We start from the raw sequence: 20,273 nt of genomic DNA on the forward strand, positions 1-20,273 counted from the left end.
CGATCCCACGGGGAGCGACAGCGATGACCGGCCGACTGATCGTCGTCGCCGGCCTCCCGGGCGTCGGGAAGACGACCGTCTCCCGTGAGATCACAGACCGGCTCGACGGCCGCCTGATCCGGACCGACGTCGTCCGGAAGGACCGCTTTCCCGACCCGCAGTACACCGCCGAAGAGCGCGCCGCCGTCTACGACGAACTGTTCGCCCGGGGGCGGCGCGAAGCCGCCGACGGCGGGGTCGCCGTCCTCGACGGGACGTTCCGGAAGCGCGCGGACCGCGACCGTGCCGCGGCGGTCGCCGCCGAGATCGGCGTCCCGCTCGACATCGTCGCCGTCGAGTGCGACGACGCCGTCGTCGAGAGGCGGATCCGCGAGCGGGAGGGCGACGAGAGCGACGCCGACGTGGAGATCTACCGACAGTTCCGCGACCGGTACGAGCCCATCGAGCGGACGCACGCGACGATCGACAACTCCGGAGACTTGGCGTCGACGCGTCGGCAGGTCGCCGAGGCGCTGGCGGCCATCCAGGACCGCTCGTCCGACACAACCGACTGATTCTGCGGCGACAGATCTCGGCGCATTCGGGCCTATCACCGGCCAATTTAGACCGATCGCCGGGACTACGTTTAGAACAACTGAGGCACTGGTCTGGCGCGCAGATCGGAACGAAGCGGAGGAATGCGTCAGCGGGGGTGCCCGGTCGGAAGCCACCGATCCGGAGAGGCTCAGGTGAGGGTGGGTGGGGAGGGGATGGATCGGGGTGCGTCGCGTCGGCGGGGACCGGATCGCGGGCGGCCCAACCGGGGCACTTCCGGCTACGTGGGAGAACCACCTAAAAGCGACTTAGTCTCAAAGAACCGTTTGACCTATTCGCTCGTTCGGACCTGATCGGCGATTTTCTCCACGTATACCCGTCGAGAGTCCGAAATCGCGACAGTACCGGAGAACGGACGATTCCGGCAACCCCGCCGCTGTCGAACCGTCGGGTCTCGCCGACCGATCAGTTCTTTCGGTTCGACGGGAGCAGGATCAACGCCCCGGGGATCGAGAGCGTGACGAGCTGGAGCGGATTCTCCCGGATGTCGAAGTCGGGATCGACCGGCTGGCTCTGCACGTCGGTGATGTGGAGCGACGAGTAGTAGACGATGACGTGTGTGAGGCCGTAAGCGACCGCGAAGGGGACGACGAGCGGGTACGTGGTCCCGAAGAGCGTCGCCAGGAGGTCGAACCCGATGGCGATCACCGACGAGACGGCGAGGAAGTCGCCGACGTGGAGGGTCACGCCGGTAAACGCCGTGATCGCGGTGTCGATCGACGACGACGTGGTCGGCGTGTACATAAACGCGGTCAGGATGCTCGTGGCGACGAGCCCCATCCCGACGAAGAACCCGACGATCGGGTACGCGTACTCCATCGTTCGCGTACTGAGTGCCGACGGATATAACGCTATCCCCTCGATATCAAATCCGAATATCGGACGCGTCCGAAGAGTGCGAGCGGAGGAGATCCGTCAGCTATCGTCCGAGCCGCTGTTTCCGGAGCCACCGCCGCTTCGGCCGGGGGCGTCGTTCGATCCGCCACGGTTACCGTTGTCAGAACCCGAATCTCCGTTTCCGCTATTTCCGTTACCCTTGTTTCCCTGCCTGCGTTCGCCTTCACCACTGTTCCCGTTTCCCGAGTTTCGCTCGTCGTTACCGGGAGCCGCCTGATTCCCGTTTCCCGAATCACCGGGGCCGTTTCCGGACCGGCCGGGAGCGCCGTCTCCGTTTCCGTTTCCGTTCTCGTTTCCGCTCCCGTTACCGTTTCCCCGGGCCGAGTCGTTATCCGCTGCCGGCGGCCCCTGGCCGTTCCCGGGACCCCCGCTCGTCTCGTTGCCGTCCGTGGCGTTGCTCCGACCCGGGGCTTCGCCGCTACGTCCGGGGGCGCCGACGTCCTCGGGCGGTCCGGCGTCTTCGGGCGGGCCGGCGTTCGCCGGCGGGCCGCCCATCCCGCGACCGGGGTTCTCGCCCGCGATCTCACGCGCGATGGCGGCGACTTCGGGGCCCGTGAGGTTCCTGGCCTCCGTTCGGAGCCGCTCGATGCTCGAGGCGTTGACGCCGTGTTCCTCGCGGACGGCCTCGGGAAGCCCCGATGCGGTCTCGTTCGCCTGGTCCAGCCGTCGTTCGATGGCGTTGATCCGAGCCGACACCTGTGCCGTGCGAGCGCGGTACCGGCCCTCGGAGATGTTGCCGCTCTCGTGGGCCGCTTCCAACTCCGCGAGTCGGTCGCGGAGCTCCGTCAGCTGCTCTCGGCTGTCGTTGAGAGAGTCAGCAACGACCTCGGCCTTCGAGTCGTTGCTGTTGGCCGCGGCGACCCGCTGGCCGAAGGCCCGAGCCTCGACCTCGCTACCGATCTCAGTCTGTTGGACGCCGACGACAGCGGCCAGCTGGGCTCCCGGCTCAGCCGACCCCGAGTCGGCGGAGTCGTTTTCGCCCGCCGCGTCGTCGCTCGACGTCGGCTCGGCGGTCGCCGTGTCCGTCTCGTTCGGTTCGGTCGTCGTGTTCGTCGCCGTCGCCTGTGCGGTGATTCCGTCGTCCTGCATCTCGGCCAGTCCCGTCGCGGCGGCTGGCATCCCCGATGCGGCAGCGACGCCGATCGGTGCGGCCGCCACGACCACGAGGGCGACGAAGAGCGCGGATACTGACCTCATCGATTCCCCCTTGGCATCGTATCGTCATATACCTCGATCATACTCGTCCCAATTTTGCGCGGATTAACTCGGTTTATCGTCCGATTGTGGCCGCTCTCGCCGCAAACGCGTGATTCGACGGCCGTCATTCGTCTCCCTCCGGTCCCGGACCGATATCCTCGTCCGGCAACACGAGGACGTTCTCGCGACCCAGGCGGAACGCGTCCAAATCGCCCTCGTCGCGCATCTTCCGGACGACCTGGCTCGTCTTCGCGTCGGTCCAATCGAGCGTCTGTGCGACCTCCTGCTGTTTCATCCGCCCGCCCTCGTGTTCGACGAGCGCGAGGACGCGCTCCTCGTTGCTCAGCAGTTCGTCCTCCCACGGGGGCTCTTGGGCCGCCGCTTCTGCCGCATCGTCGCCGCCGGCGTCGGGCGACTGCGATGCCGACACGTCGCTTTCGGCGCTCGATGCCTCGTCCGGGGCGGCCGTCGTATCCGCGGCCGCACCCGCATCGTCGTCGGCGTCTGGGCCGGTATCGGCCGCCGCAGTCGGCGACGACGTGTCTGCCCCCGCGTTGGTACCGGCTCCGCCCGAATCCCCGGTCGAATCGGTGGCACCCGCCCCGACTCCGTCCGGGAACCCGGACGGGCCGCGCCGTCGGTAGAGGACCCACCCGCCGGCCGCGACGGCGACGACGAGGAGACCGACCGCCCCCCAGACGATCGGTCCGAGCCCTCCGGGATCCCTCGGAGGCGCCGTGGTCGTCGTCCCCCCGTCCGGTGTCTGTGTCCCGCCGGCCGCCGCTTCGGAGACGGCAAGCGTCGGCTCGTCCGGCCCGAAGTCCAGCGGGCCGCTCCAGACGACGATCCGCGACTCCTCGCGGAGGTCGGAGGGCTCCGGGCGGACGGTCTCCAACCCGTAGCCTTCGGGCCAGGCGAACTGCAGCGAGGTCTCGCTATCGAGGAAGAGCCCCCCGAGCGCGTCGCCGGCGCGGAGCTCGCCGCCGTCGACCGCCGCGAAGTTCGTCCAGACGAACGTGTAGGTGACGATCCCATAGTCCTGCGGGAGCTGCTGTCTGGTCGCGGAGACCGAGACGTTGCGGATGGCCATCTCCCGCCCGGTCGCGTTCTCCGCGCTGGCGGCCGTCGAGGCCATTCGGTCGCGGAACTGACTCGCGTATCGCGACTCGTTCGTTCGGATGTCCTCGCGCAAGGAGAGGAACGCGTCCGTCGTCTCGTTGGTATCCAGGCGGACGCGGTAGTCGATCGCCCAGGCCGCGTCGCCGTTCTCGCGGAGGGTGATTCGCATCGAGACGTCGTCGGGGTTGATCCCCGTCTGCGCGATGGTGTCCGTCGGCTGAGCCGACGCGCTCGTCGTCGTCGCGGCGCCCCCGACGACCACGGCGAGGACGAGGGCGACGCCGGCGAGCCGCACTACGCGGTCTCTCATCTCGGTGGGACATCGAACCGGTCACACAAACCACTTCCGAGAGCGAGGGGCCGCTCGGTCACACGTCGAAGACGACGTACGCCGACCAGCCCGCGTCCGTCTCGTCGAGCCGCATCTCCGAGTACGTCACCGCCTTCACCTCTCTGGCGTCGACGCGTTCCAGCGGGACGCCGCGGTACGTCCCGGCCAGCCGCCACTCGTCGCGATCTCCGGACGGTTCCTCGATCCGGACCTCGTGGTCGACCGGGAGCACGGCGCGGACGTCGCGCTCGTAGATGAGCTCATCGAGGTAGTCGAACAGCAGCGCCTCCGGTCGCTGGGCGTCGACCGCGACCTCGACGGTCTCGCCCCCCGCGGCCGGGATCTCGTCGCAGGACGCCGCGGCGAGGCCGTCTGCGATCGCCGCGAAGACGCCCGACAGCGTGGGTGCGACGGCTTCGACGGCGACGTCGGCGGTGTGGTCCCGAAGCTCGAACGGCATACTCGGTTACGGGCGGCCGCCGAGGGTGTGCTTTGCGGTCGCGGCCTCCCGGCGACGGGTCACTCGTCCTCCTCGTCGGGGGGCCGGACAGCGGCCCGCTCGGGGGGCACCTCGGTCTCCTCGTGGCGGTCCGGGTCGCGCTCGCGGCGCGCGAGGTCCGCGGGCGTCTCGGCGTGTTTGGGGTCGACCCGGTCGTCGTAGCGGGCCTGTACCGACTCTCGTGGGTCGGCGTCGGGGGCGGGATCCTCCGGGCCCGCCTCTCGCCGACGGTCCGCATCGGCGTCCGCGTCGGCGGTTCCGTCGTCCCCCTCGGTCGCGATCGAGTCGGCCGTCAGCGACGCGAGCTCCTCACGGGAGAGTCCAGCGTCGTCGCCGCCCGACATCGCGACGCCGCTCGTGACGATCGCCTGGATGCCCTCCTCGACGGTCAGGTCGACGTCCATCACCCGCTCGGCGGGCATGTGGACGAGGTGGCCGCCCATTACGGGGTTGGGCGCCATCGGGAGAAACAGCGTGAGCATCTCCCCGTGGCCCGCGGCCGCGCGAAGCGCCTCGGGCGTCTCGGTCGTCACGAACCCGAGCGTGTACGCGTCCTCGTGGGGGAACTCCACGAGCTTGACCTCGCGGAAGTTCTCGGCATCGGACTCGATCATCACGTCGCTCATCCGCCGGAAGCTCTCGTAGACCGAGCCGACGCCCGGGACCTGCGCCATCACGTAGTCGAAGTACTCGACGGCGCGCTCGCCGTACCGGGAGCTGTTCACCACGAGGCCGACGGCCAGCACCGCCCCGAAGACCACGACCGGCACCGCGGCCTCCAGGACCGTCTCGGGGCTGACGTTCAGGACGGCGGGGATGAGAGAGACGACCGGCAGGGAGAGCACGAGGTCCGAAAACAGGCTGATGTACTGATAGACCGTGTTGAAGAGAAAGAGGAAGACCGCGACGGTGATGACGAGGGGAACCACGACCGCGAGCCCCGAGATGAACGCTTCGCGCAGCACGTCGTACATCGAATTCCGGACGCGACGTATCGAGGGCCTGTCCCGGGGCGCGTCTGACATTCTATCGGCCCCTACGACGGAGCCCGTGAAAGGTGTCCCGGCCGGGGGCCGCCCCAGCGACGGTCCCGAAAGGCGTTAGACACGCCGTCGACTATGGAGCGGCGATGACCGTCATCGGCCTCGACGACACCGACTCCCGCGAGCGAGGGATGTGTACCACGTACCTCGCGGCGCGGCTCGCCGAGGCCATCGAGCGCGCCGGCGCGACCGTCCACCGCCGACTGCTGGTCCGTCTCAATCCGGCGGTCGAGCACAAGACCCGCGGCAACGCCGCGCTCGCGCTCCACACGGACCTCGACGCCGACCGCGCGCTCGACCTCGCCGCGACCGAGCTCGAACCGCTGGCGGAGACCGACGACCCGCGGACGAGTCCGGGCGTCGTCGTCGCCGACGTCGATCCCGACGGGGTGCCCGCCCCGGTCGCGGCGTTCGCGACCCGCGCCGTTCGGGAGCTACTGGAGCTCGACGAGGCCCGATCCCTGATCGAGACCCACGGGTACGCACACCGCGGTTGGGCCGGCGGCCGAGGGCGGATCGGCGCGCTCGCGGCCGTCGGCGCCTGGGCCGGCCTCGACGAGTGGACCTACGAGCACGTCGCCTACCGCGCGTTCGAGCGGTGCGGCACGCCCAGGGACGTCGACGAGGCGTCGGTCTTCGAGGCGGCCGCCGACCACTACCCGACGGCCTGGGACACCGTCGACAGAGCCGAAGGCGAGGCCGTCTGCGTCCCGAACGCGCCGGGGCCGATCCTCTATGGGATCCGCGGCGACGACCCCGAGACCGTCCGCGCGGTCGCCGACCGCATCGAGAGCGAGCCGATCGAGCGCGCCGCGACGTTCCTGACGAATCAGGGGACGGACGGGCACCTCCGCGAGGGCACCGTCGGCGACCTCCGCGACGGCCGCGCGTACCGCGTCGACGGCGTCGTCGCCGACGCCCCGGAGACGCGCCGCGGCGGTCACGTCTTCTTCGGCCTCCGCGGCCTGGACACCGACGCGACCGTCGACTGCGTCGCCTTCGAGCCGACGAAGCGCTTCCGCGACCGGGTCCGCGCGCTCCGGGCGGGCGACGAGCTCACGGTCTGCGGCGAGGTGAGCGAGGGCACCCTGAAGGTCGAGAAGTTCGCGGTCCGGTCGCTGGACCGGACGGCGGAGACGACGCCGACCTGCGGCGAGTGCGGTCGCTCGATGGAGAGCGCCGGACGCGGCCAGGGCTACCGGTGTCGCGACTGCGGGACGTCGGCGCCGGGGCCCGAGACGGTCGAAATCGACCGCGATCTCGAAGTCGGGTGGTACGAGGTGCCGCCGTGTGCGCGCCGGCACATCGCGAAGCCGCTCGTCCGCGGCGGCTTCGACGCGCCGGTCCACCCCGAGCGGTGAGTCGGCGGATCGTCCCGCACAGTCAGGGAATCACCCCTCGACGACGAGGATATCCGTGTTGGCGCGGCGGTCGACGAACTGGCTCCCCGAGGGCGGCTTGACCGCGATTTCGAGCGTGCCGGTCGCCTGGTTCGCGCGGGTGTCGGCATCGACGGTCACGGTCGCTCTCCCGTCGGCGTTCGACTTCGCCGTCACCACGCCGTCGAGGTCCGCGCTCCCGGATCTGACGATCACGGTCGCGCCCTCGACGCCGTCGCCGTCGTCGTCGACGACGGTGAGAGCCAGCTCCCGTTCGCCCGGCTCGATCACGTCCGGCGACGGGCGGACGTCGAGTTCGGAGACGGCGAGGCCGGACACGCCGGAGAGCATATTCAGCATCACGCTCATCGTGGCGACGCCGACCACGAGCGCGATGACGAGTCTGATCGGCAGGCCTTCGATCGCACGGTCGTCGGCGGCGAAGCGCCGGAGGTCGTGGAACATACCCGCCCTGGCCTCGGCTTCGTATATAAACGGTCGTGCGAGGGTTCAAGTGCGATCCCGGGGCCAGTCCCGCCGATGCAGACGGAAGTACTCGGTCGCGGGAGCGGCGAACCGTCGGGACCGACGGGCCGGCTCGGTCACCACCGCGCGCGGGACGGGAGCCGGGGCGCCCCGGTCGACGTCGATCTGGATCGCCCGCACGCCACGCTCGTCGTCGGCAAGCGCGGCTACGGCAAGTCCTACACGCTGGGCGTCCTCGCGGAGGCGGCCGCGCGGGCCGACGGGGTCGCGCCCGTGGTGATCGATCCGATGGGCGTCTTCCGCGGGCTCGCCGCCGACTGCGATGCGGTGCCCGCGCGAGTCGTCGCCGAACCCACGGTCCGCGCCGACGCGGTTCCGCCGCGGCGGTGGCCCGCGCTCGTCGGTTCCGAGCCCGACAGCCCGGTCGGGGCGCTCGTGTGGCACGCCGCGGCCGAAAGCGAGACCGGGACCCTGGCGGGGATGCGGGCCGTCGTCGAGGGCGCGGACGCGACGAGCGCGGTCGAGCGGGCCGCGACGAACCGCCTCCGGCGCGCCGCGGGGTGGGGCGTCTTCGATCCCGACGGGCTGGACGCGAGGGAGCTGGGCGGGAGCGAGGCCACCGTCCTCGACTGCTCGGGACTGGACGACGCGGCCTCGAACGCCGTTGTCGCGGGCGTCGCGGCCGCGCTCTACGCCGGACGGGCGCGGGCGTCCGACCCGACTACCGGCGGGAGCGGTCCCATCGAGCGCCTCCCCTGGCTCTTCGTCGACGAGGCGCACGTCTTCTTCGAGGGCGTCGCGTGCGGTCCGCTGCGGGCGATCCTCACCCGCGGTCGGGCGCCGGGCGTCTCGCTCGTCACCGCGACACAGCGACCCAGCGCGCTCCCCGACGTGGCGGTCTCCCAGTCGGACCTCCGGATCGTCCACCGGCTGACGGCCGGCCCGGACGTGCGCGCGCTCGCGGCCGCGGAGCCGGCGTACGTCGACCGGGCGGTGACAGAGGCGATGCCGACCGCTCCCGGCGAGGCGCTGGTGGTCGACGACACCGCAGAGTCCGTACGAACCGTGGCGGTCCGCGAGCGCGACACGCCACACGGCGGCGACAGCCCGCGGGCGTCCGCCGTCGACGCCTCACCGGCCACGTCGTAACGCCAGCGCGCCGATCGCTCCCGCCACAGCGAGCACCGCGGTGAACAGCGTGAAGCCCGGAGTGCTCGATCCGGACCCGGAGGCCGTTCCCGTGGAGGTGTCCGAGGGCGTCGCGGACGGCGTCAGCGTCTCGCCGTCTTCGGGGATCGCACGGATCGTCACCGGATCGGAGCGCAGGCCGTCCGCGGTGGCGACGAGCGAGTGCGTCCCGGGCTCTTCGACGACGAGGGTCACGCGGCCGTCGGCTCCGGACGTGCCGGCGGAATCGTCGTCGAGCAGCACCGTCGCCCCCTCGACCGGCTCGCCGTATTCGTTGACGATGTCGACGCCCAGCCGCTCGCCCGCGACGATGCGCTGATTGTCCGGTTCGAGGCGCAGCGTGGGCGTCCGGCTCGTCGAGAGGTTCACGCGGCGAGCCGACTCGTTGACGCGTACCCGCGTGGTCGCCTCGGCGTAGGACTCCTTGGCGACCGCGACGGACAGGTCGGTGTTGACCGGCACGCTGACGCTCGTCTCGCCGCCCGCCAGCGTCTGGAACTGCCCGATCGACGCGATGCGAACCGTGGCGTTACTGACGGGACGGGGCGGAGAGAAGTGGGGGTCCCGAACCGCGACGGTGAGTATCACGGTCCCGCGCTCGATCAGGACCCGACTCTGCGTCGACGCTCCGACCTGAACGGTGGTGCTGTTCCGGAGGTATCCCGGCTTCGCCACCGAGACCGTGTACTCGCCCTGCTCGATGTCGCCCGAGGCGACCATCCCGCTACCGTTGGTCGACATCCGGGACGTGACTCGGCCGTCCTTCCGGAGGACGACCCGCGCGTCGGCGACGCGTCCGCCCTCGTCAGCGACCACGACCGAGAGCTGGCCGCGGTGGTGGACCGGCACCGTCACCTCCCGCTCGCTGGCGTCCTGGACGACGATCGGGTGATTGCGGATGTACTCGGGATGGGAAGTCGAGATCGTCACGTCCGCGCCGCTCGGGACGTCGACGAAGGCCTTGCCGTTGCTCGCGGTCGATTCGGTCGTCGAGCCGTTCCCCCAGGTCGCGGTCAGTTCGGCGTTCCGGACCGGATCGCCGTCCTGGTTCTCCACCGAGACGGTCAGGGTGACCACATCCGAGGACTGCGCGCTCCCGACCGTCGCTGCCGGTCCGGCGAGGAGCAGCCCCGACACGACCAGCCCCACCAAAATCCCGGATCTCATACCTCGCAGTTGTCCGGAAGCGATAAAATAGTTCGCAGGGGATCGACGGATCGAAACCGACGAGTGCGCCGCCCGCGGAGTCGGGACCGATGGCCGACCGTTTGGTCCCCGTCCTGGTCGCACTCGGCGGGTTCTGTGGCGCCGTCTCGCGCTACCTCGTCGGCGTCGCGGTTCCCGGTCCCGACCCGCTCGGGACGCTGACGGCGAACGTCCTCGGGAGTTTCGTCCTCGCGGCCGCCGTCGGCGTCGTGCGTTCGCGGCGGTTCCGGTTCTTCCTCGCGACCGGACTGCTCTCGTCGTTCACGACCTACAGCACCTTCGCGGTCGAGACGGCGATGCTCGGGCCCGCGTGGGGCGTGGCGAACGTCGGACTCACTTACGGGCTGGGTTTCGGCGCCGCGCTCGCGGGCTTGCTCATCGGGAGGCGGTTCGCGTGATCGACGCGCTCGCCCGGCTTCCGGTCCCGATCCTCGTCGGTCTCGGCGGTGCCGCGGGGGCGCTCGCCCGGTACGCGGTCGACGTCGCGCTCGACGGCGGCCGACCGAGCACGTTCGCGGTCAACGTCCTCGGGAGCGTCCTCCTCGGCGGCCTCGTCGCCTCGGGGCCGCCCGAAGCGGCCCTGACGATCGCCGGCACGGGCTTTTGCGGGGCGTTCACGACCTTCTCGTCGTTCGCGGTCAACGTCGCGGAGGTGGCCTCTGACGGTCGAGTCCGGCTGGCGGTCGTCGACGCTCTCGGGACGCTCGTGGCGGCGCTGCTCGGGGTCGGTATCGGCACCGCGATGGTCGCCTGGTGACCGCCGCCGACCGGCGACGCCGGCGGGATCGATCTCGGACCCGATCGGCCGCAACCTCCTTTCCCCGCGGGACGCTAGCCACAGGCGAATGCGCGTCGAGTGTCCGTACTGCGACCGCGAGGTGGACGTCACGAGTCTCAAATCGCACGTCCGCCGGATGGAGGGCGGTGGTCACGGCGACCACGGGACGGTCCCGCGGGAGCGCGTCGACAGCCCCTGGAACATCCGCATCGAGACCTCGCCCGCTGAGGCGAGGGCCGATCGGGACTCGGAACTCGACGCCGAGTACGTCGAAGAGCGGATCCGTCGCGGTCGGTGCCCCGGCTGCGACCTGGGCGTGGTCGGGCTGAAGGGCGGCGACGGATGGCTCTCCAGCGGCCGCCGTCGGCTGGCGTGCCCGAACTGCGGGTGGGAGAGCCCCGAGTGGGTCACGATCCGGGACTGACGGTCACAGAATTCGGCAGAGAAATGACTACGCGCGAGATGTCGGAAAAAGCGCCCGAGGCGGGATTTGAACCCGCGTCACGACCGTGACAGGGTCGTATGATGGGCCACTACACCACCCGGGCACACATCGGAGCGAAGACAACGCCCGAGGCGGGATTTGAACCCGCGTCACGACCGTGACAGGGTCGTATGATGGGCCACTACACCACCCGGGCTTGCTCCACTTCCTCGTTGCCCGGTAGTCTAATTAAGACTTATCATCTGCCGACGGCGTGGGACCGACCCCCGCGCGGCGGTGCCGTGGCAGTGGCTGTCGGAGGTCCGGGAGAGAAAAAGACAGAGCCGCGAGCCGGTCCGGTCGGGCCGATCGACCGATCCGCCAAAGACGCGTCGGGGACCGCAGCCCTCAGTCGTCGGCGGGGACCGCTTCCGCCTCGGCCGCCGCTTCGGCCTCTTCCTCTTCTTCTTCCTTCTTGTTCTTGATCTTCTTCAGCCGGAAGATCTCCTCGCGCTCCTGTTCTTCGAGCTTCTGCTCGATGTACTCCTTGTTCTCGTAGAGCTCGGGTAGGAGCTTGAACTCCAGGGCGTTGACGCGGCGCTTCGTCGTCTCGATCTCTTCGAGCATCTTCTTCATCGCGGTCTCGACCTCGGCCGCGAGGATGATCGTCTCCAAGAGCTCCTCGTAGGCGTCGGCCGCCTCGTCGATCCGGGCCGAGGAGCCGAGCAGGCCGTAGCCGCGCTGGTCGAGGCTCTTCTGGACGCGCGAGGACTCGATCTGCGGCACGACGACGCCCATAATGTTCTTCGATTGGGTCGTGATCTCGGGGTGTTCCTTCAGCGCCGCGGCGGCGCCCCGAACGGCGACGTCGCCCTCCATCGCCCGCGCCATATTGATCTTCTCCTGGGCGGTCTGGTAGTTCTCCTCCAGGTCGGATCGGACGTCCTGGGCCTGATCGAGGATGTCCATAAACTCCATAATGAGGCCGTCGCGCTTCTGTTCGAGCGTGTCGTGGCCCCGCTCGGAGAGCTGGATCCGGTCCTCGATCGCCATCAAGTTCTTCCGGGTCGGTTTGACGTCTTCGGCCATTGAGAGGGAATTGTGATCCGAGCCTGTTAACCTTTTACTGTTCGCGGACGAGCCGCGCCAGACCGGCCGTTTCGGCCCAGTCCATCCAGGCCACGACCGCGACGTGCGGGAGCGTGAGCACGGCGATGAACACCAGGTACAGCGCGGCTAACGCCTCTATGTCGGCGTCGAAGCCGGCGACGATCGCGACCCCGACCAGGAGCGCGATCGAGACCGCCGTCAGGGGGACGGCGTCGCGGCCGACCCGGAACAGCGCGGCCGCGGTGCCGCGGTCGTCGAAGGCGTCACGCGCTCCGGGGTCGACGGCGACGAGCCGAGCGATGTGACGCAACGAGTGCCACACGCAGAAGTACACCCCGACGGCGACGAGCGGCGGCACGACGAGGAAGTACGCCCACAGCAGGAGCGTCTCGCCGGCGTCGCGGACCCACGCGTCCCCGCCGCCGCGCAGGCGCCCGAGCAGGAGCGTCGCGGCCGTGACGCCCGCGAACGCCCCGCCGAGGGCCAGCCGCGTCTCGGGCGCGACGAGCCACGCGGCGTCGAGTCCGCCGCCGAACAGCGCCACCCACGCGTCGACGACGTCGCGGTAGCGACCCGGAAAGCGGAGGAGCGGAACGAGCATCGGGAGCCCGCCGCGGACCACCAGCGTCCCGACGCGGACCGCTCGGTCGTCGAGGTGCGCCCCGCCGAGCGCGTCCAGCGCGTAGAGGTCGCCCTGGCCCCAGTGGAACCACGTGAGGCCGATGAAGAACGCGGCCGACGCCGCGGGCGCGACGTACCACAGCGCCGCGTACCCGACGCCGAGGAGCAGATACGCGAGCCCCACCAGAGCGAGCCACCGGAGCGTCGGACGCTCGCCCGCCGCGCGGGCGGGCGCGAGGTGGTCGACCGCGCCGTGCGGGAGACCGAAGGCGACGAGGCTCACCGCCAGCGGCGCGTACCGGAGCCAGGCGGGGAGCGTCGCGGCGACGCCCACGAAGGCGTCCGCAACGGCGAGGAGCGTGGTCGAACCGATCGCGAGCCACGCGGGACCGACGCCGATCGCGAGCATCGGGCCGCGCGCCGCCGACACTGACTTCGACACCGCCGCCGGTCCGGTCCCGACCATCGTCACCGCTCGACGTCGGCGTCGATGTCGATCCCGAGCGTTCGGAGCCGTCGGCGCCAGGCCGCTCCCGGGATCGAGTCGGCCGACAGCAGTTCGGCCACGACCGGCCGGTACAGGACGAGCCCCTGGACCACGAACAGATTGGTCACGAGGAAGAACGTCGCCTCCTCGACGGGAAGGCCGAGGAGGTACAGTCCCGTGGTGTACTGCTCGGAGAGCACCCAGATCCCGAGTTCGATGGCGACTCGGTCGACGGTACACAGATACAGCGTCGGGAGGAGCGTCCCGGCCGCGACGAGTCGGCGCCGCGCCCACAACTGCGGCGCGCCGACGGCCCACTGCAGGGCGACCACCGGCGCCGCCCACGCGAGGATCGCCCCGAGGTAGAACGTCGCATCGAGCGCGAGCAGCCGCCATCCGAGGAGGCCGATCCCCGCGGCGAGCGCGAGCGCGACGACCCGACCGGCGACGGGACGTTCGGTCTCCGGCCACGTGGTCGGGACCGACAGGTGCGAGAGCCACAGCGCGGTCAGCCAGGGCTGGACGAGGATGAAGAGGTACTCCTCGATCGGTGCGTGGCCGACCGTAGCGATCGTGGTGCCGTCGCCGTACCACCAGACGCCGCGCGCGATGAGCAGATTGTCCCACGGCGTCGTGTACACCACGGCGACGACGGTGATGATCGCCACCCCGACCCAGTACCGGCGGAGGCCGCCACTGCTCCACGGTGTCGCCGACTCCCCGATCCGGGCGCGGCTCACCGCCCCGGTCGCGACGAGGAGCATCACTGCGGGCAACAGGAACGCCAGGTGAAACTGGAGGTACGTGAGCGTCGTCGTCATCGGTGTTCCTCGTGTCTCGGGATCGGGCGGCGAGCCGCCGACAGGAACGGGCGCGGGAGACCGGGGCCGCGGCGCCGCGACCCCGGTCGACGTCGGTTCGCGTCGATCAGTCGTGCGGTGCGATCAGCCGGCGAGCCGGCCGATTCGTCGGCGTCCGCGTCGGCCGGCAGTCGGTGGACCGCCCGCGATCAGTCGGCGGGTTCGGCGCCCGCGGCCGAGCCGGCGGCGTCGAGGACCTCGCGGCTCGACAGCAGGATGATCCCGAATCCGACCTTAGCAACCAGGTCCAGCACCATAAATCCGGCCGTCTCGACGTACAGCGGGACGATCCGGAGCCCCTCGGTACCGACGATCCACCAGACCGGGTAGATCAGCCAGACAACGACGATCAGCGTCCGGAGCGTGCTGAACGTCGACGCGGCGTCGCCGGAGAGCTGACTGGCCTTCTCGTCGAGGGAGCCGTATAGCATATACAGCAGGACGAGCAGGAAGCCCGTCGAGACGCCCCACCAGACGATCCGGCGCGCGCCCTCGGAGAGGACGCCGGCACCGCCCGACAGCGTCGCCAGCACGCCGGTGCCGATCATCAGCATGTCGAGGCCGACGAGCGAGGCGAGCTCGTTCCGGTTCGCCCCGGCGAGGAGCCCGAGGTCGATGAGCAACAGCGGGGTCGTGAAGAACCAGTCGGTGTACCGGGCCCAGTAGATCGGCAGCTCCTCGCCGCCGACCGTGACGGTCGTGAGCCCGAAGCCGAGCGCCATCGCGAGGTAGTTTACGAACGCGATGGCGGTGATGAATATCGTGACGATATAGAACTCCTGTCTCCGTCTGTCCGTTTCGCCCCAGCCCCTGGCGATGAAGTACAGCATCCCCAGGAACATTCCGAGCGTGCCGATCCACAGCCATATTCCTTCGCTACCAGGTTGCGGCATAGTACGTGTGATAGTAGGGAGGTAAACGGGGTAAGCACCGTACACAACTAGTTGGACCCGTGGCCGTCGATCTCCCGAGACCGCAGGACGTCGTCGTCGACGACGGCGCCGACGAGCTTTCGCTGGGCGCTCCGGAGATGTTGATGAAAGGTCGAGCGGCCGATCCCCATCGACTCGGCGATCTCGTCGCCGGTCGCCTCGTGGGGCCACTCGAAGTAGCCGGCCGTGTACGCGCGGGTCAGCGCCGCCTGTTGCCGCTCGGTCAGTTCGGACTGGAGTTCGGCGACGAACTCCCGCCGCGTCTCGTTGCGCTGGGTTCGCCGCTGGTATCCGACCAGTTCCGCGTCCGCGAAGCGCTCCATCACGGCGTCGGCCAGCGACTGCGCCATCGCTTCGCGACCCACCTCGACGGTGCTCGTCGCGCTCGCGGCGTCGACTCCGAGCGCCCGGAGCTCGGCTCCGTGCTCTTCGAGCAGGTCGCGGAACCGCGAGTCGGCCACCGAGAGCTCGACCACCGGGCTGTCCGCGGATTCGGCCAGTACGCTGTGGACCTCGATCGAGGGCGTGATCTCCGCGGCGTCGCGGACCGCGGCCGCGTCGACCGGCGAGCCCGTGTCCTCGCGGCCGATCTCGAAGAGCATCGTCGAGCGCTCGCGGTCGGCGAGGCTCCCCGCGTACCGGAGCCGGCACCCGAGCGCGTCGGCGAACGCGACGAGCGGGTGGTCGCGCGTCTCGAACCGGACCTCGACGGCGGACTCGCTCTGGAGCGTCCGGTGGCTCTCCAGGGCGTTGATCCCGGTCGCGATCGAGCGACCGAGCGCCGTCAGCACCGCCCGCTCGTAGTTGTGGAACGGCGTCGCGTCCGCGTACACGGCCACGATCCCGTAGGTCACGTCGCCGTAGTGGAGGGGGACGGCAGCGACGGCGGAGACGCGGTCTCCCCCGTCGCCGTCGACGGACTCGATGTGAACGTACTGGTCGGCACACGCGTCCGCGACGGCTGTGATGGTGGCGCCCGTGATGGCGGCCGTCCCGTGGCCGGTCGGGGCCTCGCTATCGTCGCAGCCGCCGATGGGGAGCGCGTCGTCGACGCCGATGCCACCGGTCTCGCCGACGGACTCCCGGGGTACGATCGCCTCCGCCGAGGGGTCGTACGTGCCGATCCACGCGCCGGCGTACGCCCCGCGGACCGTCTCGGCGACGCGCCGTTCGAGGTCGGCCCGCGAATCCGCCCGCGTCACCGCTTCCGTGACGTCGGCGACGACGCCGTTGAGGCGCTCCAACAAGCGCTTTTGCGCCTCGCGCTCGCGCTCGATCCGCGCCGCGCGGTGCTCTGCGGCCCGCTCGGCGCGCTTGCGTCGCGTGACGTCCTGCTGGAAGCCGACGAAGTACGCGATCTCGCCGGCGCCGTCCCGGAGCGGGGCGAGAGTCACCTCGTTCCAGAAGAGTTCGCCGTCCCGGCGGTAGTTCCGGAGTTCGACCGTCGTCGTCCGCCCCTCCTCGATGGCCCGCCGCATCTCGGCGACCGGTTCGTCGCGGGTCTCTTCGCCCTGGAGGAACCGACAGTTGCGCCCGACGGCGTACTCCGGCGGGTAGCCCGTGATCCGCTCGAAGGCGGCGTTGGCGTACACGAGCGGCATATCCGGCTTCCTGGCGTCGGCGACGGTGATGCCGACCGGCGCCTCGTCCATCGCCCGCGTCTTCAGCGACTCGTCGACGGCGTCGGTGCTGGCGGACGTCGGCGGGTCGTCGGTGCTGGCCGTCCGCCGCTCGTAGATCGTCGTCTCGCCGTCTCCACCCACACCCATACGGGCGACTGTAACCGCACGAACAAAACGTATTGGGCCGGCCGGCGCCGCGGCTAGCCGAAATCGGCAAGCGGACGCGAAAACGGAACGCATCCGGCGCGTAAATCGAGTCCGGCGATCGGACGTGGACGGGCGTGGAAGAGCGTGAAGGCCTCAGTCGGCCGTCGCTTCCTCTTCGGTCGCGCTGTCGGCCTCGACGTCCTCGCGGTAGTGCTCTTCGATGAACTCCTCGTCGACGCGGTTGAGCTCCTCCTTGGGCAGCATCGACAGGAGGTCCCAGCCGATCTCGAGGGTCTCTTCGAGGTCGCGGTTGGTGTCGAAGCCCTGGTCGACGAACTCCTCCTCGAAGCGGTCCGCGAAGTCGAGGTACTTGTTGTCACGCTCCGAGAGCGCCTCGCGACCGACGATGTTCACGAGGTCGCGCAGGTCCTCGCCCTCGGCGTAGGCGGCGTACATCTGGTCGGAGACGTCGCCGTGGTCCGCGCGGGTGAGGCCCTCGCCGATCCCGTCGTCCATCAGCCGCGAGAGGCTGGGCAGGACGTTGATCGGCGGTTCGATCCCCTGGCTGTTGAGGTCGGGGTCGACGTAGATCTGCCCCTCGGTGATGTAGCCCGTCAGGTCCGGGATCGGGTGGGTGTCGTCGTCGCCCGGCATCGTGAGGATCGGGATCTGCGTGACGGAGCCCTCGCGGCCCTCGATCCGGCCGGCGCGCTCGTAGAGCTGCGCCAGGTCGGTGTACATGTATCCGGGGTACCCGCGTCGGCCCGGGACCTCCTCGCGGGCCGCACCGATCTCGCGGAGCGCCTCGCAGTAGTTGGTCATGTCGGTCAGGATCACCAGCACGTGGTAATCCTTCTCGAAGGCGAGGTACTCGGCGGTGGTCAGGACCATCCGCGGGGTGACCGTCCGCTCGACGGCGGGGTCGTCCGCGAGGTTCATGAAGACCACGGAGCGTTCGAGCGCGCCCGTGCGCTCGAAGTCCTCCATAAACTCGTTCGCCTCCTCGGCGGTGATCCCCATCGCGCCGAAGATGACGGCGAACTCGGAGCCTTCGCCTTCGCCTTCTTCCTCTTCGGGGACGCTGGCCTGGCGGGCGATCTGCATCGCCAGCTCGCTGTGAGGCTGGCCCGAACTGGAGAAGATCGGGAGCTTCTGGCCGCGGACGAGCGTGTTCATCCCGTCGATGGCCGAGACGCCCGTCTCGATGAACTCCTCGGGGTACTCCCGGGAGTAGGGGTTGATCGCGGCGCCGACGATGTCCCGACGCTCGTCGGGGACGATGTCGGGGCCGTTGTCGATCGGTCGGCCCGACCCGTCGAGGACCCGTCCGAGGAGGTCCTCGGTGACGGGCATCTTCATCGTCTCGCCGAGGAAGCGAACGGACGCTTGCTGGTCGATACCGCTCGTCCCCTCGAACACCTGAATGGCGACGACGCCGTCGGAGGATTCGAGGACCTGCCCGCGCAGGGTCTCGCCCTGGGCGGTCTCGATCTCGACGATCTCGTCGTAGCCGATCGGTTCGTCGATCTCGGCGTACACGAGGGGGCCGCTGATCTCGGTGATGGTTTGGTACTCTTTCATGTTAGTAGAGACTCCGGAGCTGTTCCGTGATGTCCGATGTGAGCTCCTCGACGAACTCCTCGTAGTCCTCCTGGACGCCGATGCGGTTGATCCGCGGCGCGGCGTCGATGTCGATGATCTCGTCGACCGGGACGCCGGCCTCGAGCGCGTCGAAGGCCTCGTCGTTGAACGTCTCGATCGTCGTCAGCATCAGGTAGGTCTTCTCCGGCGGACAGTAGGTGTCGACCGGGTGGAACGCGTTCTGCTGGAGGTAGGCCTCGCGCAGGTAGCGCGCGACCTCGAGGGTGAGCTGCTGGTCCTCCGGCAGGGCGTCCTTGCCGACGAGCTGGACGATCTCCTGGAGCTCGGCCTCCTCGTCGAGGACGTCGACCGCCCACTGGCGCTTCTCGGGCCAGTCGTCGGCGACCTCGTCCTGGAACCAGGGGTCGAGCTGGTCCTTGTACAGCGAGTAGGACTCGTTCCAGTTGATCGACGGGAAGTGCCGGCGTTCGGCCAGGTCCGCGTCGAGCGCCCAGAAGGTCTTGACGATGCGCAGGGTGTTCTGGGTGACCGGCTCGGAGAAGTCGCCGCCGGGCGGCGAGACCGCGCCGATCGCCGAGACCGAGCCCTCGGTCCCGTTGACGTTCTCGAAGTAGCCGGCGCGCTCGTAGAACTGCGAGAGGCGCGCGGCCAGGTAGGCGGGGTAGCCCTCCTCGCCGGGCATCTCCTCCAGCCGCGAGGAGATCTCCCGCATCGCCTCGGCCCACCGCGAGGTGGAGTCGGCCATCAGCGCGACGTCGTAGCCCATATCGCGGTAGAACTCCGCGATCGTGATCCCGGTGTAGACGCAGGACTCGCGGGCCGCGACGGGCATATTCGAGGTGTTGGCGATGAGCGATGTCCGGGCCATCAGGGGGTTCCCCGTCGAAGGGTCTTCCAGCTCGGGGAAGTCGTCGATGACCTCGGTCATCTCGTTGCCGCGCTCGCCGCAGCCGACGTAGATGATGATATCGGCGTCGGCGTACTTCGCGAGCTGGTGCTGGGTGACCGTCTTCCCGGAGCCGAACGGCCCCGGAATGGCGGCGGTCCCGCCCTTCGCGATCGGGAAGAGGCCGTCGAGGATGCGCTGGCCGGAGACCAGCGGCGTCCGCGGCGTCTTCTTCTCGACCGTGGGCCGGGCCTCACGGACCGGCCACTCCTGGCGCATCTGGACGTCGACGCCGTTGTCGAGTTCGACGACCGTCTCGTCGACGGTGAACGACCCCGACTCGACGGAGACGACTTCCGCGGTCTCGCCCTCTTCGAGGGCGTCCGGCGGCACCATCACCTTGTGGTCGATGGTGATCGTCTCCTCGACGACGCCGACCACGTCGCCGCGGCCGACCTCGTCGCCCTCCTCGACTTCGGGCTCGAACTCCCACTCCTCGTCGAGTTCGATCCCCGGCGCGTCCACGCCGCGGTCGAGGTACGGGCTGCCCATCTTGTCTTCGAGGACGTCGAGCGGACGCTGGACGCCGTCGTAGATGGTGTCGAGCAGCCCCGGACCGAGGTCGACGGTCAGGGGGTCGCCGGTGTTCTCGACTGGCTCTCCGGGGGCGATCCCGGAGGTCTCTTCGTACACTTGGATCGTCGTCGTGTCGCCCTCGATCTCGATGACTTCGCCCATCAGCCCCTCGTCGCCCACGTAGACGACGTCGTTCATTCGGGCGTCGAGATCGCGGGCGGTCACGACGGGACCACTCACGCTCGCGATGATGCCGTCCTCGCGGACGGACTGTTCTGTCTGACTCATA

General features: G+C 69.7%; 20 protein-coding genes and 2 tRNA genes. 6 read left to right on the forward strand and 16 right to left on the reverse strand.

What is annotated here, in order from left to right:
• Positions 1–23 precede the first annotated feature (23 nt).
• Positions 24–554: a P-loop nucleotide/nucleoside kinase family protein gene (locus OS889_RS13910; RefSeq protein WP_372390728.1), complete on the forward strand. Its 531-nt coding sequence runs from the start codon at positions 24–26 to the stop codon at positions 552–554.
• A 445-nt stretch (positions 555–999) separates the two neighbouring features.
• Here OS889_RS13910 and OS889_RS13915 read toward each other — a convergent pair whose 3' ends face one another.
• The 5 genes from OS889_RS13915 to OS889_RS13935 all read right to left on the reverse strand — a co-directional run bounded on the left by OS889_RS13915 (position 1,000) and on the right by OS889_RS13935 (position 5,611).
• Complete coding sequence (locus OS889_RS13915; RefSeq protein ID WP_372390730.1) at positions 1,000–1,413, reverse strand: DUF8133 family membrane protein; 414 nt, start codon at positions 1,411–1,413, stop codon at positions 1,000–1,002.
• 96 nt (positions 1,414–1,509) lie between these two features.
• On the reverse strand, positions 1,510–2,688 hold the full coding sequence (locus OS889_RS13920) for a hypothetical protein (protein ID WP_372390732.1): 1,179 nt from the start codon (positions 2,686–2,688) through the stop codon (positions 1,510–1,512).
• Between the two features lie 124 nt (positions 2,689–2,812).
• A complete protein-coding gene (locus tag OS889_RS13925) occupies positions 2,813–4,117 on the reverse strand; it encodes a helix-turn-helix transcriptional regulator (protein ID WP_372390734.1) in 1,305 nt (434 codons plus the stop codon).
• A 58-nt stretch (positions 4,118–4,175) separates the two neighbouring features.
• Positions 4,176–4,598 (reverse strand): archease, encoded by a 423-nt coding sequence (locus tag OS889_RS13930; RefSeq protein WP_372390736.1) that lies wholly within the window; start codon positions 4,596–4,598, stop codon positions 4,176–4,178.
• 59 nt (positions 4,599–4,657) lie between these two features.
• Positions 4,658–5,611: a DUF502 domain-containing protein gene (locus OS889_RS13935; RefSeq protein ID WP_372390738.1), complete on the reverse strand. Its 954-nt coding sequence runs from the start codon at positions 5,609–5,611 to the stop codon at positions 4,658–4,660.
• Between the two features lie 155 nt (positions 5,612–5,766).
• Between OS889_RS13935 and OS889_RS13940 the strand changes: the two genes are divergently transcribed.
• Entirely contained in the window at positions 5,767–7,041 is a 1,275-nt protein-coding gene (locus OS889_RS13940) for a TiaS agmantine-binding domain-containing protein (RefSeq protein ID WP_372390740.1), read from the forward strand.
• A 30-nt stretch (positions 7,042–7,071) separates the two neighbouring features.
• On the opposite strand, the gene OS889_RS13945 is transcribed toward OS889_RS13940, so the two are convergent.
• Positions 7,072–7,524, reverse strand: coding sequence for a DUF7382 domain-containing protein (locus OS889_RS13945; protein WP_372390743.1), 453 nt, complete (start codon positions 7,522–7,524; stop codon positions 7,072–7,074).
• A gap of 75 nt (positions 7,525–7,599) precedes the next feature.
• On the opposite strand from OS889_RS13945, the gene OS889_RS13950 reads away from it, so the two are divergent.
• Positions 7,600–8,694 carry an ATP-binding protein gene (locus tag OS889_RS13950; RefSeq protein ID WP_372390745.1) on the forward strand — a complete coding sequence of 365 codons (1,095 nt, stop codon included), beginning with the start codon at positions 7,600–7,602 and terminating at the stop codon, positions 8,692–8,694.
• On the opposite strand, the gene OS889_RS13955 is transcribed toward OS889_RS13950, so the two are convergent.
• A complete protein-coding gene (locus OS889_RS13955; RefSeq protein ID WP_372390747.1) occupies positions 8,677–9,900 on the reverse strand; it encodes a collagen binding domain-containing protein in 1,224 nt (407 codons plus the stop codon). The two genes, OS889_RS13950 and OS889_RS13955, sit on opposite strands and share 18 nt — an antisense overlap.
• Positions 9,901–9,989: 89 nt before the next feature.
• Here OS889_RS13955 and OS889_RS13960 point away from each other — a divergent pair, with 89 nt between their 5' ends.
• The 3 genes from OS889_RS13960 (at position 9,990) to OS889_RS13970 (ending at position 11,141) form a co-directional block, all read left to right on the forward strand.
• A complete protein-coding gene (locus OS889_RS13960) occupies positions 9,990–10,337 on the forward strand; it encodes a fluoride efflux transporter FluC (protein WP_372390750.1) in 348 nt (115 codons plus the stop codon).
• Positions 10,334–10,696, forward strand: a complete 363-nt coding sequence (locus tag OS889_RS13965; protein WP_372390752.1) for a fluoride efflux transporter FluC — start codon at positions 10,334–10,336, stop codon at positions 10,694–10,696. Before OS889_RS13960 ends, OS889_RS13965 begins: the two co-directional genes overlap by 4 nt.
• Before the next feature lie 88 nt (positions 10,697–10,784).
• Positions 10,785–11,141 (forward strand): hypothetical protein, encoded by a 357-nt coding sequence (locus OS889_RS13970; protein WP_372390755.1) that lies wholly within the window; start codon positions 10,785–10,787, stop codon positions 11,139–11,141.
• 51 nt (positions 11,142–11,192) lie between these two features.
• On the opposite strand, the gene OS889_RS13975 is transcribed toward OS889_RS13970, so the two are convergent.
• The 9 genes from OS889_RS13975 to OS889_RS14015 form a co-directional block, all read right to left on the reverse strand.
• Positions 11,193–11,265 (reverse strand) — tRNA-Asp (locus OS889_RS13975).
• Positions 11,266–11,285: 20 nt separating this feature from the next.
• Positions 11,286–11,358 (reverse strand) — tRNA-Asp (locus tag OS889_RS13980).
• 191 nt (positions 11,359–11,549) lie between these two features.
• Positions 11,550–12,230 (reverse strand): V-type ATP synthase subunit D, encoded by a 681-nt coding sequence (locus OS889_RS13985; RefSeq protein WP_372390757.1) that lies wholly within the window; start codon positions 12,228–12,230, stop codon positions 11,550–11,552.
• Positions 12,231–12,264: 34 nt separating this feature from the next.
• Positions 12,265–13,338 (reverse strand): Brp/Blh family beta-carotene 15,15'-dioxygenase, encoded by a 1,074-nt coding sequence (locus OS889_RS13990; RefSeq protein ID WP_372390759.1) that lies wholly within the window; start codon positions 13,336–13,338, stop codon positions 12,265–12,267.
• A 2-nt stretch (positions 13,339–13,340) separates the two neighbouring features.
• Positions 13,341–14,180: a lycopene cyclase domain-containing protein gene (locus tag OS889_RS13995; RefSeq protein WP_372390761.1), complete on the reverse strand. Its 840-nt coding sequence runs from the start codon at positions 14,178–14,180 to the stop codon at positions 13,341–13,343.
• 188 nt (positions 14,181–14,368) lie between these two features.
• Positions 14,369–15,112 carry a bacteriorhodopsin gene (locus tag OS889_RS14000; protein WP_372390763.1) on the reverse strand — a complete coding sequence of 248 codons (744 nt, stop codon included), beginning with the start codon at positions 15,110–15,112 and terminating at the stop codon, positions 14,369–14,371.
• 47 nt (positions 15,113–15,159) lie between these two features.
• Positions 15,160–16,920, reverse strand: a complete 1,761-nt coding sequence (locus OS889_RS14005) for a PAS domain S-box protein (protein WP_372390765.1) — start codon at positions 16,918–16,920, stop codon at positions 15,160–15,162.
• Between the two features lie 153 nt (positions 16,921–17,073).
• Positions 17,074–18,501 (reverse strand): V-type ATP synthase subunit B, encoded by a 1,428-nt coding sequence (locus OS889_RS14010; protein ID WP_372390767.1) that lies wholly within the window; start codon positions 18,499–18,501, stop codon positions 17,074–17,076.
• Position 18,502: 1 nt separating this feature from the next.
• Entirely contained in the window at positions 18,503–20,272 is a 1,770-nt protein-coding gene (locus tag OS889_RS14015; RefSeq protein ID WP_372390769.1) for an ATP synthase subunit A, read from the reverse strand.
• Position 20,273: the final 1 nt, after the last annotated feature.

This window comes from Halobellus sp. MBLA0158, from assembly GCF_041477585.1.
In the GTDB taxonomy this organism is placed as follows: domain Archaea; phylum Halobacteriota; class Halobacteria; order Halobacteriales; family Haloferacaceae; genus Haloquadratum; species Haloquadratum rubicundus.